At 73.3% G+C, this 17,057-nt stretch carries 11 protein-coding genes and 1 pseudogene; 5 read left to right on the top strand and 7 right to left on the bottom strand.

Going from position 1 to position 17,057, the window contains the following annotated elements:
* Positions 1-155: 155 nt before the first annotated feature.
* The 3 genes from ACWCXC_RS25605 to ACWCXC_RS25595 are packed head-to-tail and all read left to right on the top strand — an operon-like array spanning position 156 to position 4,380.
* Positions 156-1,421, top strand: coding sequence for a glycosyltransferase (locus ACWCXC_RS25605; protein WP_450890647.1), 1,266 nt, complete (start codon positions 156-158; stop codon positions 1,419-1,421).
* Positions 1,418-3,139 carry a lipopolysaccharide biosynthesis protein gene (locus ACWCXC_RS25600; RefSeq protein WP_450890646.1) on the top strand — a complete coding sequence of 574 codons (1,722 nt, stop codon included), beginning with the start codon at positions 1,418-1,420 and terminating at the stop codon, positions 3,137-3,139. Before ACWCXC_RS25605 ends, ACWCXC_RS25600 begins: the two co-directional genes overlap by 4 nt.
* Entirely contained in the window at positions 3,136-4,380 is a 1,245-nt protein-coding gene (locus tag ACWCXC_RS25595) for a hypothetical protein (RefSeq protein ID WP_450890645.1), read from the top strand. The genes ACWCXC_RS25600 and ACWCXC_RS25595 overlap by 4 nt, the downstream gene beginning before the upstream one ends.
* On the opposite strand, the gene ACWCXC_RS25590 is transcribed toward ACWCXC_RS25595, so the two are convergent.
* Complete coding sequence (locus ACWCXC_RS25590; protein ID WP_450890644.1) at positions 4,349-5,866, bottom strand: hypothetical protein; 1,518 nt, start codon at positions 5,864-5,866, stop codon at positions 4,349-4,351. The two genes, ACWCXC_RS25595 and ACWCXC_RS25590, sit on opposite strands and share 32 nt — an antisense overlap.
* Before the next feature lie 105 nt (positions 5,867-5,971).
* On the opposite strand from ACWCXC_RS25590, the gene ACWCXC_RS25585 reads away from it, so the two are divergent.
* The gene (locus tag ACWCXC_RS25585) at positions 5,972-7,144 is read left to right on the top strand and encodes a glycosyltransferase (RefSeq protein WP_450890643.1); all 1,173 of its coding nucleotides are present in this window, start codon (positions 5,972-5,974) and stop codon (positions 7,142-7,144) included.
* Here the strand turns inward: ACWCXC_RS25585 and ACWCXC_RS25580 are convergent.
* The 5 genes from ACWCXC_RS25580 to gmd are packed head-to-tail and all read right to left on the bottom strand — an operon-like array spanning position 7,133 to position 14,682.
* Positions 7,133-7,960 (bottom strand): glycosyltransferase family 2 protein, encoded by an 828-nt coding sequence (locus tag ACWCXC_RS25580; protein WP_450890642.1) that lies wholly within the window; start codon positions 7,958-7,960, stop codon positions 7,133-7,135. The two genes, ACWCXC_RS25585 and ACWCXC_RS25580, sit on opposite strands and share 12 nt — an antisense overlap.
* Positions 7,957-8,649: a hypothetical protein gene (locus ACWCXC_RS25575; RefSeq protein WP_450890641.1), complete on the bottom strand. Its 693-nt coding sequence runs from the start codon at positions 8,647-8,649 to the stop codon at positions 7,957-7,959. The genes ACWCXC_RS25580 and ACWCXC_RS25575 overlap by 4 nt, the downstream gene beginning before the upstream one ends.
* On the bottom strand, positions 8,646-10,901 hold the full coding sequence (locus ACWCXC_RS25570; protein WP_450679800.1) for a LamG-like jellyroll fold domain-containing protein: 2,256 nt from the start codon (positions 10,899-10,901) through the stop codon (positions 8,646-8,648). Before ACWCXC_RS25570 ends, ACWCXC_RS25575 begins: the two co-directional genes overlap by 4 nt.
* Positions 10,898-13,672, bottom strand: a complete 2,775-nt coding sequence (locus ACWCXC_RS25565; protein ID WP_450890640.1) for a LamG-like jellyroll fold domain-containing protein — start codon at positions 13,670-13,672, stop codon at positions 10,898-10,900. The genes ACWCXC_RS25570 and ACWCXC_RS25565 overlap by 4 nt, the downstream gene beginning before the upstream one ends.
* A complete protein-coding gene (gene gmd / locus ACWCXC_RS25560; RefSeq protein ID WP_450679802.1) occupies positions 13,669-14,682 on the bottom strand; it encodes a GDP-mannose 4,6-dehydratase in 1,014 nt (337 codons plus the stop codon). The genes ACWCXC_RS25565 and gmd overlap by 4 nt, the downstream gene beginning before the upstream one ends.
* Before the next feature lie 114 nt (positions 14,683-14,796).
* Here gmd and ACWCXC_RS25555 point away from each other — a divergent pair, with 114 nt between their 5' ends.
* Positions 14,797-15,780, top strand: coding sequence for a GDP-L-fucose synthase family protein (locus ACWCXC_RS25555; RefSeq protein ID WP_450890639.1), 984 nt, complete (start codon positions 14,797-14,799; stop codon positions 15,778-15,780).
* Between the two features lie 98 nt (positions 15,781-15,878).
* Here ACWCXC_RS25555 and ACWCXC_RS25550 read toward each other — a convergent pair.
* Positions 15,879-16,994 (bottom strand): annotated as a pseudogene (locus ACWCXC_RS25550) (sugar transferase); the annotation flags it as partial.
* Between the last annotated feature and the right edge of the window lie 63 nt (positions 16,995-17,057).

Raw genomic sequence — 17,057 nt, 5'->3', positions numbered from 1 at the left:
TGGCATCCGGTCCGGTGGGATATCGGTATCGGTGTTGATGGTGGAACGACCTTACTGTGAAGACCACTTGCTCATCACGTGAACGGATAAGCTCACTTTTGGGGGCCGTTCCTTGGGGGGAACGCAGGTGGCTCCGGGGGGAAGGCGATCGTCCGATGCCGGAAACAGCGCACCGTGAACCGTGGAAGGGCCGCCGTCTGCTGGTGGTCTCGACGAACTACGCACCGGAGGTGACCGGCATAGGGCCGTACGCCGCCCAGCTCGCCGAGCACTGGGCCGCCGCCGGGGCCCGGACGCATGTCCTCACCGGCATGCCCCACTACCCGTCCTGGCGGACCGATCCCGCCTACCGGGGCGTGTGGCGCACCCGGGAGGAGCGCGGCGGCGTCACCGTCCACCGGCGGCGCCACTACGTGCCGTCCCGTCAGACGGCGCTGCGCCGCGCCCTGTTCGAGGCCAGTGTGCTCGTCCACGGGCTGGCCGCCCCGCCGCCCGGAGTGCGGCCCGACGCGGTGGTCGCCCAGCTGCCGAGCCTGGCCGGCGGCGTCATCGGCGCCCGGCTCGCCCGCCGCCACGGCGTCCCGTACATCCCCGTCGTCCAGGACCTCATGGGCGCGGCCGCCGCGCAGAGCGGCATCCGGGGCGGGGACCGGGCCGCCGCCCTCGCCGCGCGCGCGGAACGCCACGCCCTCACCGCCGCGACCCTCGTCGGCGTCATCCACGAGAGCTTCGTCCCCCGGATCACCGCCTACGGCGTGCCCCGTGAGCGCGTCCGCCTGGTCCCCAACTGGAGCCATGTGCGGGCCCCTTCGGCCGACCGCGACGTCACCAGGGCCCGTCTCGGCTGGCGGGAGGGCACCCCCGTGGTCCTGCACTCCGGGAACATGGGGCTCAAACAGGGCCTGGAGGTCCTGGTCGACGCCGCCCGGATCGCCCCCGACATACGCGTCGTGCTGATGGGCGACGGCAACCAGCGCGAGGCCCTGCGCGCCCGCGCCGCCGGACTGCCCAACCTGGACTTCCTGCCGCCCGCCGGCCAGGACGAGTTCACCGACATCCTGGCCGCCGCCGATGTGCTCGCCGTGACCCAGCGCGCCTCCGTCCTCGACATGAGCGTGCCCTCCAAGCTCACCTCGTACTTCGTCTCGGGCCGCCCCGTCGTCGCCTCCGTCGCCGAGGGCGGCGGCACCGCCCAGGAGGTGCAGCGCTCCGGCGCCGGACTCCTCGTCGCACCCGAGGACCCGGCCGCCGTCCTCGCCGCCGTCCGCAAACTCGTCGAGGAGCCGGCGGCGGCCGGTGAACTCGGCGCCCGCGGGCCCGGATACGTCGCCCGCCACCTGGGCCGCGAGGCCGCGCTCGCCCGCTTCGACGCACTGCTCGCCGAGGTACTTCAGGACGCCGATGGGAGAAGCCCCCGATGACCCACCCGATCCGCGCCCTGGAGGAGCAGGACGAACCCGCCCTGCTCCGGGACCAGTTCCGCCAGTTGCTGCGCTACCGGTCCCTGCTCGCCCTCGGTGTCGTCCTCGGGCTGCTCGGCGGCGGCTGGCTCGCCCTGAGCGGCGAGGACACCTACACCTCCACCGGTGAGGTGTCCGTACGCTCCGCCACCTCCGACCCCTTCGCCGCGGGCGCCTCGGCCGACAAGGGCATCAACATCGGCTCCGAACGCCAGACCGCCGTCAGTGACGTCGTCGGCACCGTCGCCGTCGCCACCCTCGCCAAGAGCGGGGACACCGTGGAGGTCGGGACCCTGCTCTCCGGCCTCCAGGTCACCAACCCGCCCAACACCCTCGTGCTCCGCTTCTCCTACACGGGCCGCACCCCCGAACAGGCCAGGGCCCGCGCCCAGGCCCTGGCCGAGGCGTATCTGGAGATACGGCGCGAGCGCACCGAGGACAGCATCGACAACATGGTCGACGGCTACCGCGTCCAGCTGGGGCCGCTCACCGAGCAGCGCGACCGGCTCGCCCAGCAGGAGACCGGCACCACCGGCGACGACGTCAGCAGCGCCCGCGCCAACCTCATCGTCTCCATCTCCGAACTCAACCGGAAGATCTCCGAGCTGAGGGCCCTGGACACCACACCCGGCTATCTCAACAAGAAGCCCGTGGCCCCCGAGAACCCCAGCGGCCCCGGACTGCCGCTGCTCCTCGGGCTCGGCGGAGTCGTCGGGCTCGCGCTCGGTCTGCTGCTGTCCTGGGTGCGGCTCGTCTTCGACCCCGCCGTCCGCTCCACCCGCGAACTCGTCCGCTCGCTCGGCGCCCCACTGCTCGGCACCCTGCCCAGGGAACGGAGCGCGCCCGGCGCCCTGCTCGCCATCGGCCGCAGCGGCAGCCGGCTCGCCGAGGAGTACCGCGCCGTCGCCTTCCGCCTCGCCTACGACCCCTCGTTCGCCGAACGCCGCCGGCTCCTCGTCACCGCCCCGCGCGGCGACAACGCCATGGCGACCGCCGCCGCCGCCAACCTCGCCGCCGCCTTCGCCGAGATGGGCCGCGACGTCCTGCTCGTCGAGGCCGATCTGCGCACCCCCACCCTCGCCGGCTCCCTCGGCGCCGCCACCCGGGGCGGCCGTCCCAGCTGGGCCGTCGAACCGGGCGGCCGGGGCTGGCCCGCCGACAGCCGCAGCAACGTGGACGTCCCCGGCTCCGGCGCGTTCACCCTGATCGCCGGCCGCCGCACCGACAACGTCCCCCGCGCCCTGACCTCCGCCCCGGTGGGCCGCATCCTCGCCGAGGGCGGCCGGCCCGGAGCCGTCGTCATCGTCCTGGCGCCCCCCGTCCTCTCGTACGCCGACGCCGTCGCCCTCATCGACCGCGTCGAGGGCGTCGTGGTCGTCTGCGAACCCCGCGAGGTCCACCGCAGCGACCTGGAACGCATCCGCGAGATCATCACCGCCGCCGGCGGCACCGTGCTCGGCACCCTCCTCCACCCCGGCCACGGCCGCCGCGAGCGCCGGGCCCTGCGCAGGGCCCGGCGCGCCGAACCACGGACCGGCGCCCGCACCCGTGACGAGGGCCCGCGCCCCCGGCACGAGGGACCCGAACGCGACGGACACCCCGGAGACCCCACCGAGACGCTCGGCCTGCGCACCCTGGACCCGGGCGGCGACCACAGCGGCACCGCCGGACGCCGATGAGGGCACGCACGGCGGTCGTCTGCTCCGTCGCCGACCAGGGGGTCACCGCCCTCACCAACATCCTGGTCCTCGTGGTGGCCGCCCGGCTCTCCACCGTCGCCGACTTCGCCCGCTTCTCCGCCGTCTACCTCGTCTTCACCGTGCTCCTCGGGATCTCCGGCGCCTACACGGGCCAGCCCCTCGTGCTGCACCGGGGACAGGACCCCGCCACGCGCGGCGCCTGCCGCTCCGCCGTCGCCTTCACCCTGCTCGCAGCGACCGCCGCCGGCGGGGCGCTCGCCGCCGTCTGCGCCCTGCTGCCGGGGCAGACCGCGACGGCCCTCACCGTCCTCGGGCTCGTCCTGCCCGCCGTCCTCGGCCAGGACACCGCCCGCTACGCCTTCGCCACCCTGCACGCCCAGCACCTGGCCCTGACCGCCGACACACTCCGGCTGGTCTGTGTGACCGGCGCCCTGTCCGTCCAGCCGCACGGCGCCCCCGCCGCCCGCCTCGTCCTCGTCTGGGGACTCTCCGCCCTGCCCGCGCTCCTGCTGTCGCTGGCCGTCCTGCGGCGCCGGACCGCCGGCACCCCGGTGCGCCTCGGCCCGCTGCTGGGCAGGGGACACCTCGGCCGCCGGTTCGTCGTCGAATTCGGGGTGGGCAACGCGAGCAGCCAGCTCTCCGTCCTCGGCCTCGGAGCCGTCGGCAACCCCCTGGTCGTCGGCGCCCTGCGCGGCGCCACCACCCTCTTCGGACCGCTGAACGTGCTGTTCACCTCGGCGACCGGCTTCGGCCCGCCGCTCCTGGGACGCCTCGCCGGCCCTCGCCGCCAGATCCGGGCCACCGCCGCGCTCGCCGCCGTCCTGGCGCTCACCGCGGCCGGCTGGGCCACCGTCCTCGCCCTGCTGCCCCCCTCGGCGGGCCGCCACCTCCTCGGCGACACCTGGCCGGCCGCCTCCGCCCTGCTCCCCGCGACCGGCAGCCAGTACGCCGCCATGGCCGTCGGCACCTGCGGACTCCTGGCACTGCGGCTGCTCGACCCCCGCGCCACCCTCTCCATCCAGGTGGTCTTCTCACTCGCCGCCGTCGGCTTCCTCATCGGCGGTTATCTCGTCGGCGGCATCATGGGCGCCGCCTGGGGGCTGTGCCTGGGCTCCGTCTGCAAGGCCGTCGCCACCTGGACCCGGGTGGCGACACTCGCCCGAGGGGGCGCGCCCGAACACCCCGCCGTCAACGCGTCCGCCGCTGGCTCCGCTCCGTGAAACTCGTGACCAGCGCCAGGCACAACGCCCCGATCGCCAGCTTCCCCACCGCCTGGAGCAGCGGACCGCGCAGCAGGATGAAGGTGTAGCCGGCGATCAGCGGCGCCACGATCGCCAGCACACTGCCCGGCCCCGGACCCTCCCGCGTCACCGCGCGCGCGTACCGGCGGTCGGTGCGCGCCGCCGCGTACCCCACCAGAGCCAGCCCCCCGACCAGCCCCGGCGCCCCGAAGTCCACCCACAGCTCCGTCCACAGCGGCGCCGAGAGGTTGGTCATGTTCATCCCCATCCACTGGCCGACCCGCACCCCGGTGTCCTCCGGCTTGCCGCTCCACGCCGAACGCGGCACGAAGAACAGCGCCGAGCCCGCGAGCTGGCGGCCGTAGGTGTGGCCCCGGCTGTCCACCCAGGTGATGGTGTTGGCGAACATCACCGTCTGGTCGTAGTCCTTCGTCGCCAGCGGCTCGAAGACCGACGAGGACTGCACCGGGCGGTATCCCTCGTCGTCGTACCGGAACCGGTCGGCGTACGGGAACAGCACCAGCGCCCCGATCACCCCCAGGGCCAGCACCGAGCGGTACATCGCCGCGCTGCTCGGGAACGCCGTGAACAGCAGGGAGACCAGCACCGTCAGGAACCAGTAACGGGCATTGGACACCGGATTGTTGACCACGAGATTGAGCGCCGCCAGCGCGCACCACACCAGCACCGCCGCGGGCGAGCGCCGGGCCCGGCGCGAGGTCACCAGCCGGCGGGTGCAGAACAGCAGCGCCAGCAGCGCCGGCACCGTGCCGAACCCCTTCAGGAACGCCGAGCCCACATTGGACTCGGCCGACGCCACCCCGCTCTGGGCGACCGAGGCGCTGATCTCCTGACGGCTGGTGAAGAACACCGCGGGGCCGCCCAGCTTCAGCACGTAGTAGCCGCTCGCCGCGAACGCCAGCACGATCAGCAGCCGCAGCCGCACCGGATGCGCGACCGCCGGGCCCCGCCCGGCCCGCCCCGGCGCGCGCCGCCGCAGCGGACGCCGGGACGCCAGCAGCGCCCCCAGGTCGAAGGCGGCGCACCCCACCAGGACCAGCGCGATCGCCATGACCAGATGGGCGCGCGGCCCCACCATCGGCGTCGGGGTCTGCCCGATCACCGCCTGCGCGAACGGCGCCACCCCCAGCGCGATGTACACGAACATCCAGAACACGCCCTGGAGCAGCCGCCGCCGGGTGGACAGGATCATCGTCGCCAGCCGGGCGCCCGAGTAACAGGTCAGCACCAGCTGGAGCCAGTACGCCGTGTCCCGGACGCCGGTGCCGGGCTGGGCGGCGATCAGCGCGGGCAGGAAGCAGACCAGCCCCAGGATCAGCGGCACCGCCAGCGCCCGGGACAGCATCGCCCAGGACAGCGGCCTCGCGACCGGCTCCACCGGGGGACGCGGACCGCCGCCCCGCCCGGCGGGCGCGGACGGGATCGCCTCGTGCACGGACGTCATCTGCCCCCCGTTCCGTGAACCTGCCAACACCTTAACGAATCAACCCACTTGGGGTGATGTGATGACTAGTCTGTGAACAGTCGGACGAGGGTGAGGGGAACCCCGGTGAAGATCCTGCACATCGTCACACTGCACACCCCGGACCACGCCTTCGGCGGTCCGACCCGGGTCGCGCTGAACCTCTCCAAGGTGCAGCGCGCCGGAGGCGACGACGCCAGGATCATGGCGCTCGGCGACGGATTCGACGGCGCCCTGCCGGCCGAGGTCGAGGGCGTGCCCGTCCACCTCTTCCAGGCCCGCCATCTGCTGCCGATGTTCGAGGTCAGCGGCATCACCTCGCTGCCGCTGCTGCGCGCCGCACGCCGGATGATGCGCGGCGCCGACCTCGTCCACGTCCATCTGATGCGCGATCTGGTGACGCTGCCCGCCGCCCTCCTCGCGCTGGCCTCCCGCACCCCGCTGGTCGTCCAGACCCATGGCATGGTCGACCCGACCGAGAAGCGCGTCGCCCAGCTCACCGACCTCCTCGGGGTGCGGCGGGTGCTGCGCGGCGCCGACGCGGTGCTCCACCTCACCGAGGCCGAACGGCTCGATGTGAACGCGGTGGCCGCCCCGGTCGCCCTCACCCGCACCGTCCGGCTGGTCAACGGCGTCCGCCCGCAGGAGGTCAAGCCCGACCGCGACCCCGGCCGCCCGCCCACGGTGCTCTTCCTCGCCCGGATCCAGCAGCGCAAGCGCCCCGAGGACTTCGTCGCCGCCATGCCCGCCGTGCTGGCCGAGCACCCCGGAGCCCGCTTCGTCCTCGCCGGACCCGACACCGGGGCCCTGCCCGGCACCCTGGCCCTCGCCCGGCGCCTGGGCGTGCTGGACTCCCTCGACCACGTCGGACCGCTCGGCCACGAGGAGGTCCTCGCCGCCGGACGCCGGGCCGATGTGTACGTGCTGCCGTCGATCGAGGAACCGCTGGGCGTCTCGGTCCTGGAGGCGATGTCGGTGGGCACGCCCGTCGTCGTGACCCGCACCTGCGGGCTCGGCCCCGATGTCGCCCGCGCCGGGGCCGGCCGGGTCATCGACAGCCGGCCCGGCGAGGACGAGGCCAACGCCGCGAAGGTCGCGCGGGCCGTGCTCGACCTCCTGGAGCCGCGGGCCAACGCCGAGGCCGGGCGGGCGGCCTGGAAGCTCGTCAACGACGAGTTCACCATCGAAGCGGTGACCCGCACGCTCCGGCGGACCTACGAGGACGTGGTCCGCCGGAGGAGCGCCGGTTCACCGCGCTGAACCCTCCCGGGACTTCAGCGCGATCTGCCACCGGTAGAAGCTCATCGCCAGGGCGAAGTCGAACCCGGCCCGCCCGTCAAGGAAGCCCCTCCGGTACAGATACATGTACGCGAACGACACCAGCGGCTTGAACGGCGCCTTGTGGAACAGCTGCCCCTGCCGCGACTTGACCCGGCGCACCTGCTCCTTGACCTCCGGATGGTGCTCCAGCCACGCCTCCCAGTCCGAGTAGCGGTTGTGCCGCTCGAACCAGGCCGTCACCGGGTCCAGGTCCTGGTGCTCGATCGGGTGGCGCAGCGTGCCGGTGGTCTCGGCGACCGGCTGGTAGTGGCCCTCCACCTCGCCGATGCCCGGCGCGTCGAGGTCCCCCACCTCCGGATAGCGGGCCCGGGTCCGGTCGGTCAGGGACCGCTTGCGGATGGTGTAGCCGTGCCGCAGCCGCTTTCCGGAGAACCAGTACCCGAGCGGGATGTCGTACGCGGCCGGCTTCGGCGCGTCCGGATCGGCGAAGACCTCCCGCAGTTCCGCCAGCAGTCCGGGGCTCAGCCGCTCGTCCCCGTCGAGGAGCAGGATCCAGTCCAGATCGGTGCGGACGTGGTCCAGGCACCACTGCTTCTTGCGGGGATGGCCCCCGTCCCAGGTGTACAGCACGACCTCGGCCCCGCACTCGGCGGCGATCTTGGCCGTGTCGTCGGTGCTGTGCGAGTCGACGACGACCACCGCCTCGAAGTGGCCGAGGACCGACCGGACCGCCTCGGCGATGTTGAGCCCCTCGTTCTTCGTGGGGATCGCCACGGCTATCGGCAGTTTGCTCATCCCTTGTCCTTTTCGGGGAGCCAGGCGTAGCAGCCTGTGGAGGTGAAGGTGCGGGCCGAGGACGGAATCGTGAGCGTGCTCGGCCGTCCGTCCGTGGAGGAGCCGGAGGCCAGCTCCTTGCCGCCGGCCCCGGTGAGCTGCCAGGAGCACGCCGTGGTCGGGCTGACGTCGCGGTAGCGCCCGGGGCGAAGGGCCCGGCCCTGGTACGTGCCGTCGGCGTAGCCCCCGGCCGCCCGGTCCACCAGGCCCTGGTGGGCGGTGCACAGATGCGCCACGGCCGCTTTCGCGTCCGCGACCTCTCCGGTGACGATCGCGCCGACGGCCACCTCCGGATCGGCCCGGACCAGATAGCTGAGCCGGTCGCAGGTCTCCTGCCCGGTCTGGAGCACGGCCGCCGGGTCCATGCCCCGGGGCACCCGGTCGGTCAGATACTCCTTCTGCCGCTTGGTGAACGTGCCCGTGGCCGGAGTCAGTTCGTCGCTCGGGACCTTGGGACCGCTGCCGGCGGGGGCGGTGGGGCCGGCCGGCTCCCCGCCCCCGGCCGCCGGGCTCGCGGCCGGGGACGGCGAGGCGGCGGCCGCCGCGCGGGGCGTGTCCTTCGCTCCGCCGTCCGGCGACGGGGAGCCGCAGGCGGCCAGCGCCGCCGTCAGAACGATGACGGCGGCGCCGGCCGGGAACGGATGTCTCATCCACCCGTCCCCAGTGCGTAGTGGGCGGCGACCTGCGAGGCGCTGAGCGCGGCCGGGTAGACCGCCGTCTCGTCGATCTGCCCGGCGAAGAAGTTGCTCGTGGGACGGTTCGGCCAGTTGGCGAGGTTGTCGCCGCCGACCCGCCAGTACCCCGCGAAGCTCTGGTTGTTGGTGTACAGGATGTTGGAGGCGCGCAGTTGGCCGTCGACGTAGAGGGCCATGCCCCGCGGGCCCTGAGTGGCGACCACGTGGTGCCAGTTGCCGTCGTTGTAGGCGGCGGTGGTGGCCACCGTACGGCGGCCGCCCGAGCTGTACACGCCGAACGTCAGCCGTCCGTCGTTGCGCATGTAGACGTGCTTGTCGACCGTGCCGCTGTTCTCCATGGTCAGATTGCTGAAACCGATGATCCTTCCCCCTCGCACGGTCGTCGTCCTGATCCACGTCTCCAGCGAGAACGCGGTGGGCTGGGCATGCCGCCGGTTGCTGTACGCGTACTCGTCCGTGCCGTTGAAGCCGATCGCGGTGGACGGGCCGGGCACGGCGGCCGGCGTCTGCCGGTAGGCCGGCCCGTTGCGCAGGAAGCCGTTGTTCAGATTGCCGGAGGCGTCGGCGGCGAACGTCGAGACGCCCTCGTCGTAACGCCAGTACAGCGAGGCGCCGTCGGCGATCACCCGGGACGGATACGGCTCCGGGTCCGAGGCCACCACCGCCGTCACCGCAGGCGACTTGGCACTGGTGTTGGTGCCGTCGCTCGCGCTGATCCGGTACGTATGGGTCTCGCCCGGCGCCACGTCCCGGTCCGTCCACGTCAGCTGGGGGCGGTCCCAGAAGACGGAGTAGCCGGTCACCGTGTGCACGGGGGTGCTGGCCCCGTCCTTGTAGATGCGGTAGGTGAGCTCCCCGTCGTCGGTGTCGAAACTGGTCTGCCAGTTCACGTCCACCTCACCCGGGCGGACCGTGGAGACACTGGCGTTGGGCACCCAGGGCGCCCCCGTGTCCGGGCCGTCGGCGAAGCGGGTCAGTCCCTGCTGGCCGGACCCGTTGACGGTGGTGAACTCGCCGCCCACCCACAGGTAGTGGCGTCCGCCCTTGTCCGTCTGCGCCATCACCCGGGGGCCGACCGGCTCACCGATCCCGTCGTTGGTGTCCGGGAACCACGGCAGCAGCTTCGGGTCGTTCACCGCCTGGGCCAGCAGATGTTTGCGCGGCTGGTCGGGGAACTCGCCCATCGACGCGCAGTCGTGGGCGTGGCTGCCGCTGTACAGCACCCCCGCGTGGACCAGGATCGCCTGGGTGGCGCCCAGGCAGGTGTCGCGCCACACCTGGTCGAAGGTGCCGAGGTCGAGCGCGATCCGGCCGTCGAACACCCCGCCGCCCGTGCCCTCGTTGGCGGTGTAGAACTGGGTGGCGTCCGAGGTGAGGTCCTGCACCGTCGAGGTGTTCGGGATGAACCCCGGATAGCTCCTGGCCACGGCGCCCGTGGTGGCGTCCACCACGGCCAGCGCGTGCGAACTCGTCCCGTTGACGGTGAAGAAGTCCCCGCCGATCACCAGGTGACGGCCGTCCGGGGTCAGCTCGACCGCCCGGCCCACCTCGTCGGTGTTCGCCGTGAACGGCTTGAGCTGCGCGTCCGTGGTCACCGCGGCGAACTTGTTCCGGGTCTGCCCGGCGACGCTGTTGAAGTCACCGCCGAGGTACACCGTGTCGTCGGTGACCGCGAGCGCCCGCACGGTCGCCGACACCGCGACCTTGAAGTCCTGCCGGGGTGTGCAGGTGGCTGTGTCGACGGCGGCGATGTTGCTCACGCCGACCCCGTTCACGGACCCGAACTGGCCGCCCGCGTACAGCGTGGCGCCGTCCGGGGAGAGCACCAGCGAGCGCACCGTCGCGGTCCCCGACGACAGGGTGAAGGACAGGCTGCACCCTGTCGGCGCGCCCGTCGCCGCGTCGAAGGCGGCGAAGTTGACCGCGGACTGCTCCGAGGTCCCGGCCGCCGCCCCGGGCGGCCGGATGGTGGAGAAGGTGCCGCCCGCGTAGACCGTCCCGTCGGCGGAGGCGGCCATGGACCAGACGATGCCGTTGGTCTGCCAGGTGGACAGGTCGTCGGCCGTGAGGGAGACCGGCGGGGTGAGCGCCGATGCCGGGGATCCCGAGGCGGCGGCGCTCAGCGCGCCGGCGAGCAGACAGAGCGCGCCGGCCGCGGCCCGCAGCCGGCCGCGTCTTTGTCCGTGCCCCGTGGTGGGGTTCATCATTCAGCTCCGAAGGTGAGAACGAGCTGCGGCCGCCAGGCCGCGGTGGCGATCTCGCCCGACCAGATGCGCAGACTGTCCGTTCCGCTTCCGGTGAGGGCGAGTGAGTAGGCGGAGCCCAGGGCCCCGCCCAGAGCCGGCGCGTCCAGTTCCACCGAGTAGTCCGTGGAGACGGCGGTCGCGCCGGAGATGGTCCCCAGCACCGTCGCTGCGAGCGACGGCCGGGAGGCGTAGGTGACGGTCGACTCGGTCCACGCGCCGGTCACCGGCACGAGGGTGTGGGGGTCGGCCGAGCCGGCCGTCGGATCGGAGGAGGTGCGGAAGGTGAGCCGGGCAGCCGTCAGCCGCTGCCCGGCCGGTGCCCGGGGCAGCGCGAAGCGCAGATAGCCGAGATACGGGGTGCTGCCCCGGGAGGCGAGCTGGTTGTCGTCGTACGTGGTGTTCGGGGCGACGCCGTTGACGTAGGCGTCCTCCGCCGGGGTGAGCGCCACCGTGGTCCCCCCGGGCTGCGGCGGGGTGTCCGCCAGCGCGTGGTGCGCGGCCACCTGCGCCGCGCTCAGCGCCGTCGGGTAGAGCGCGGTCTCGTCGACCCGCCCGGCGACGTAGCCGCTGGTCGGGCGGTTCGGCCAGGCCGCGGACATGGCGTCCCCGCCCACCCGCCAGTAGCCGTTGTACGAGCGGTTCCCCGTGGTGGTGTTGGCGGCGACCTGCGCCCCGTCCACGTACAGCCGCATCCCGGCCGGTCCCTGGGTGGCCACGGCGTGGTGCCAGACGTCGTCGTTGTACGAGGCCGCCGAGGTGAGCGTCGGGCGGGTGCTGCCGGTCTGCACCCCGAAGGCGAGACGCCCGTCGTCGGTCAGATAGAGGATCTTGTCGGAGATGGAGCTGGTGTGGCCCTGGGCGGTGCCGATGTTGTTGCCGTACCCGACCAGGCGCCCGCCCCGGGTGGTCGCCGTGCGGAACCAGGTCTCGATGGAGTACGGCGACGGCGAGGTGTAGTGGTGCAGCCGGTCGCTGTAGACGTACTGATCGGTGCCGTCGAGCGTCAGGGCGGCGGAGCCGGCCACGGCGGACGGGGCCGAGCGGTATCCGGGCCCGTTCATGTACACCCCGCCGTCGCCTCCGTCCGAGGCGTCGGCGGCGAAGGAGCCGCCCGCCTCGTCGTAGCGCCAGTACAGCTCCGCCCCGTCGGCCAGCACCCGCTCCGCGTACGGACTCGCCGCACCGGCCGCGGTGACGGAGGCGCCCGGTGAGAGGGCGCTGGTGGTGCGGCCGTCGCTCGCGGTGACCCGGTAGGTGTAGGTCCGCCCGGTCACCACACCGGTGTCCGTGAAGGTGAGCTGGGGCCGGCTGTAGAAGAGGGACGAACCCGTCGTCGTGTAGACCGGGGCGGAAGCGCCGTCGCGGTACACCCGGTAGGTGAGCAGGCTGTCGTCCAGGTCCAGGCTCGCCCGCCAGCTCACCCGCACCTGCCCGGTGCGCGGCGCGGACACGCTGACCACCGGCACCGAGGGCGCCCCCGTGTCCGGGCTCGTGGCGAACCGGGTCAGCGACTGCTGCGCCGTCCCGTTGACCGTGGTGAACTCGCCGCCCACCCACAGGAAGTCGCGTCCGCCCCGCGAGGCCACGGTCAGCGCGCGCGGCCCCACCGGCTCCCCGATGCCGTCGTTGGTGTCCGGCCACCAGCCGAGCATCGCCGGATCGTCCACCTTCTGCGCGGTCAGATGCCTGCGCACCTGGTTGGGGAAGCCGCCCATGGTCGAGCAGTCGTGGACGTGGCTGCCGGCGTACAGGACCCCCTGGTACACCCGCAGGGCCTGGGTGGCGCCCTGGCAGGTGTCCCGCCACCGCTGGCCGAAGCCGGCCAGGTCCATCGCCAGCCGGCCGTCGAACGAGGCGCCGCCCGCGCCCTCGCCCGCCGCGTACCAGCCCCCGGACGCGGAATCGGTGACGATGTCCTTGATCACCGCCGAGGCGGGGATGAAGTTGTCCGGGTACGCCCGGGTCACCGCGCCCGTGTCCGCGCCGGTCACCGCGAGCGCGTGGGAGGCCGTCCCGCCCACGGTGAAGAAGTCCCCGCCGATCAGCACGTCGTGCCCGTCCGGGGTGACCTTCAGGGCGCGGCCGGGGGCGTCGGCGCTCGGATTCCACCCGGTCAGCGCGCCGGACGGCGTCACGGCGGCGAAGAACCGGCGTGCGGTCCCGTTCACCGTCTGGAAGTCGCCGCCCGCGTACACCGTGCCGTCCGCCGCCACGTCCAGCGCCCGCACGGTCGCCCCGAAGCCCGGCGCGAACCCGGGGCGCGGGGCGCACGTCGCGGTGTCGATCGCCACCAGGCCGTTGACCGCCCTCCCGTTCACCGCGTTGAAGTAGCCGCCCGCGTACAGCGTCGAGCGGTCCGGGGAGACGGCGAGCGCGCGGACCGTCGCGGTGCCGGAGGTCCGGGTGAAGGAGAGCGAACAGCCCGTGGGCGCCCCGGTCCCGGCGTCGAAGGCGGCGAAGTTCACCGCCGACGCGCCGCTCCCCGGGGCTGAGCCGGCCGGACGCACCCGGGTGAAGGTGCCGCCCGCGTAGACCACCCCGTCGGCCTCCGCCAGCGTCCAGACGATGCCGTTGGTCTGGTACGTCGGCAGGTCGTCGGCGGTGAACGCGACCGGGGGAGTGAGGGCGGCGGCCGGGGGAGCGGAGGCGGCGGAGGCGGTGAGCACCCCGGCCGCCAGCGCCAGGACGGTGGCGACCACCCCGCCGCGCCGGGCCCGCCCCGGGCCTCTCACCGGTCCACCCGCACGGCCGCGCCCGTCAACTGGTCGGCCAGCAGCCGGACATCGGCGTCGACCATGATCCGGGCCAGCTCCCCGGCCCGCACGGCCGGCTTCCAGCCCAGCAGCTCCGCCGCCTTGGAGGCGTCCCCGATCAGCGCGTCGACCTCGCTGGGCCGCTCGTACTTGGCGTCGTAGCGGACGTGCTCGCGCCAGTCGAGACCGGCGTGCTCGAAGGCGTACTCCAGGAACTGCCGGACGCTGACCCCCTCGCCGGTCGCCACCACGTAGTCGTCCGGGGTGTCGCACTGGAGCATCCGCCACATCGCGTCGACGTACTCCGGCGCGTACCCCCAGTCGCGCACCGCGTCCAGGTTGCCCAGGTGGAGATGGCTCTGGAGCCCGGCCTTGATCCGGGCCACCCCCCGGGTGATCTTCCGGGTCACGAAGGTCTCGCCGCGCCTGGGCGACTCGTGGTTGAAGAGGATCCCGTTGACCGCGAACATCCCGTACGCCTCGCGGTAGTTGACGGTCGCCCAGTACGAGTAGACCTTGGCGACGCTGTACGGGCTGCGCGGGTGGAACGGGGTGTGCTCGTTCTGCGGCGGCGGGCTGGCGCCGAACATCTCCGAGGAGGACGCCTGGTAGATCCTGGTCTCCACCCCGCTGGCCCGCACCGCCTCCAGCAGCCGGATCGTGCCGAGCCCCGTGACGTCACCGGTGTAGAGCGGCGCGTCGAAGGAGACCCGGACATGGGACTGCGCGCCCAGGTTGTAGACCTCGTCCGGCCGGATGTCGCGCAGCAGGTTCACCAGCGCCACCCCGTCCGCGAGATCGGCGTGGTGCAAGACGAAGGAGCGGTGCTCCTCCTCGGGTCCCTGGTAGATGTGGTCGATCCGCTCGGTGTTGAAGCTCGACGAGCGGCGGATCAGCCCGTGGACCGTGTAGCCCTTCTGGAGCAGCAGTTCCGACAGGTACGAACCGTCCTGCCCCGTCACACCGGTGATGAGCGCGGTCTTCCCCATGTGTCCCCCCTTCTGTGGTCGCCGGAACGGCGATCGGTCACCGAAATGTCAAGACTTGAGCGTTCTGTTGTAAAACGTCACCTCATCGGAACGGCGCTGGCACAATTCCGAGCCATGACGACTGATCTCCCCGGCCCTTCCCAGGAATCCGTTCCGTCCCTGCTACGTCCGGGCGCCCGGGTGTTCGTCGCCGGCCACCGGGGACTGGTGGGATCGGCGCTGGTGCGCCGCCTCACCGCCGACGGCCACGACGTCCTCACCCGGGGCCGCGAGGCGCTCGATCTGCGCGACGCCGAGCGCACCGCCGCCTTCCTCCGCGACACCCGCCCCGACGCCGTGGTGCTCGCCGCCGCCCGGGTCGGCGGGATCATGGCCAACAGCACGTATCCGGTGCAGTTCCTGGAGGACAACCTCCGCATCCAGCTGAGCGTGATCGCCGGCGCGCACGCCGCCGGAATCCCTCGGCTGCTCTTCCTCGGTTCCTCCTGCATCTACCCCCGGCTGGCCCCCCAGCCCATCCCCGAGAGCGCCCTGCTCACCGGCCCGCTGGAGCCGACCAACGAGGCGTACGCCCTCGCGAAGATCGCCGGCATCGTGCAGACCCGCTCCTACCGCAGGCAGTACGGCGCCTCGTACATCAGCGCCATGCCGACCAATCTCTACGGACCCGGCGACAACTTCGACCTGGAGAGCTCGCACGTGCTGCCCGCGCTGATCCGCCGCTTCCACGAAGCGGTGCGGGACGGCGCGCCGGAGGTGGTGCTGTGGGGCTCGGGAACCCCCCGGCGCGAATTCCTCCACGTCGACGACCTCGCCGCCGCCTGCGTCCTGCTGCTGGAGCGCTACGACGCGGAGGAACCGGTCAACATAGGCACCGGCGAGGACCTGACGATCCGTGAACTCGCGGAAAACGTCGCGGAGGTGACCGGCTACCGGGGTGCCGTGCGATGGGACGCGCAGAAGCCGGACGGCACCCCGCGCAAACTCCTGGACGTCTCCCGGCTCACCTCCCTCGGCTTCGCCCCCCGGGTACCACTGCGCGAGGGCATCGCCCGCACCTACACCGGCTGGCTGGAGGAGCGCGGCACCCCGCGCTGACCCGCGCCGCCCGCCCGGCGCCCCCGCCGGACGGTCCGCCGCCGGTGCGCGGCGGGCCGCCCGGCCCGTTCCCCTTCTCCCCATCCGGCCCGCCGCCCTCAGTACGCCCCGCGGCCGTCGGTGACGGCGCGCAGCGTCCGGGCCATGAGCCCCATGTCCGTGGCCACCGACCAGTTGTCGACGTACCAGAGATCCAGCGAGACGGTCTCCTGCCAGGACAGGTCCGACCGGCCGCTGACCTGCCACAGGCCGGTGAGCCCCGGCTTGACCGCGAGCCGCCGCAGCTCCCGCTCGTCGTAGCGGGACACCTCGTCGGGCAGCGGCGGGCGCGGACCGACCAGGGACATGTCACCGCGTAACACATTGAAGAGCTGGGGCAGTTCGTCCAGGGACGAGCGGCGCAGCAGCCGGCCCACCCGGGTCACCCGGGGGTCCCGGCGCATCTTGAACATCGGGCCGTCGGTCTCGTTCGCGGCCGCCAGCCGCGCCCGGTGCCGTTCGGCGTCCGCCACCATCGTGCGGAACTTCCACATGGTGAACGGGCGGTTGTGCTGCCCGTGGCGGACCTGGCGGTGGAAGACGGGCCCGGCCGAGGTGAGCCGCACCGCGACGGCCACCGCCAGCAGCAGGGGCGCCAGCGCGAGCAGACCGAGGGCTGCGCCGGTCCGGTCCACCGCCGCCTTGAGCGCCGGCTGCGGTCCGTGCCGCAGCGGCGGCTCGATGTGCAGCAGCGTGAGCCCCGCCGCCGACGCGGGACGGACCCGGCGCTCGGAGATCTCCGAGAGGTGCGAGAGGACGCAGAGATCCAGCCCGCCGTCGTGCAGTGCCCAGGACAGCCGGCGCAACCGCTCCTCGGCGAGACGGGCGCCCGGCACCACCAGGGCCAGATCCGCCTCGTACGCGAAGGCCGTGCCCAGCACCGTCGAGGCGTCGTCGTCGGCGGGCTCCGGGGCCAGCCGCCCCGGGACCGGGGTCTCGCAGCCCAGGGCCGCCGTGCCGACCGGAAGGGCCGCCACCACCCGGTAGCCGTGATCCGACCGGGAGGCCAGCAGCCGCACCGCCCGGTCCACCCCCGCGGCCTCGCCGACCACCAGCACCCGGCGCACCGCGCTGCGCGGCCGGGACCACGGCAGCCGCCGCACGCCTCCGGCCGCCAGGGCCACCAGGAGTCCGGGCAGCAGCGCGACGACCACGGTCGCCGGGTCGACCGGGGCGGGGACAACGACACTGAGCCGTGGCGGCATGGCGGACACGTCCGTTCATCGAGGGGGGAGCCT

It is taken from the genome of Streptomyces sp. NPDC001515, assembly GCF_053597115.1.
Note: the sequence above shows the minus strand (reverse complement) of the source record. Positions and strands in the feature narration are given on the sequence as shown.

What these genes read in the sequence shown, in the direction of transcription:
- ACWCXC_RS25605 (WP_450890647.1), top strand. Translation starts at nt 156, where the DNA reads ATGCCGGAAACAGCGCACCGTGAACCGTGGAAGGGCCGCCGTCTGCTG.
- ACWCXC_RS25600 (WP_450890646.1), top strand. Translation starts at nt 1,418, where the DNA reads ATGACCCACCCGATCCGCGCCCTGGAGGAGCAGGACGAACCCGCCCTG.
- ACWCXC_RS25595 (WP_450890645.1), top strand. Translation starts at nt 3,136, where the DNA reads ATGAGGGCACGCACGGCGGTCGTCTGCTCCGTCGCCGACCAGGGGGTC.
- ACWCXC_RS25590 (WP_450890644.1), bottom strand. Translation starts at nt 5,866, where the DNA reads ATGACGTCCGTGCACGAGGCGATCCCGTCCGCGCCCGCCGGGCGGGGC.
- ACWCXC_RS25580 (WP_450890642.1), bottom strand. Translation starts at nt 7,960, where the DNA reads ATGAGCAAACTGCCGATAGCCGTGGCGATCCCCACGAAGAACGAGGGG.
- ACWCXC_RS25575 (WP_450890641.1), bottom strand. Translation starts at nt 8,649, where the DNA reads ATGAGACATCCGTTCCCGGCCGGCGCCGCCGTCATCGTTCTGACGGCG.
- ACWCXC_RS25570 (WP_450679800.1), bottom strand. Translation starts at nt 10,901, where the DNA reads ATGATGAACCCCACCACGGGGCACGGACAAAGACGCGGCCGGCTGCGG.
- gmd (WP_450679802.1), bottom strand. Translation starts at nt 14,682, where the DNA reads ATGGGGAAGACCGCGCTCATCACCGGTGTGACGGGGCAGGACGGTTCG.
- ACWCXC_RS25555 (WP_450890639.1), top strand. Translation starts at nt 14,797, where the DNA reads ATGACGACTGATCTCCCCGGCCCTTCCCAGGAATCCGTTCCGTCCCTG.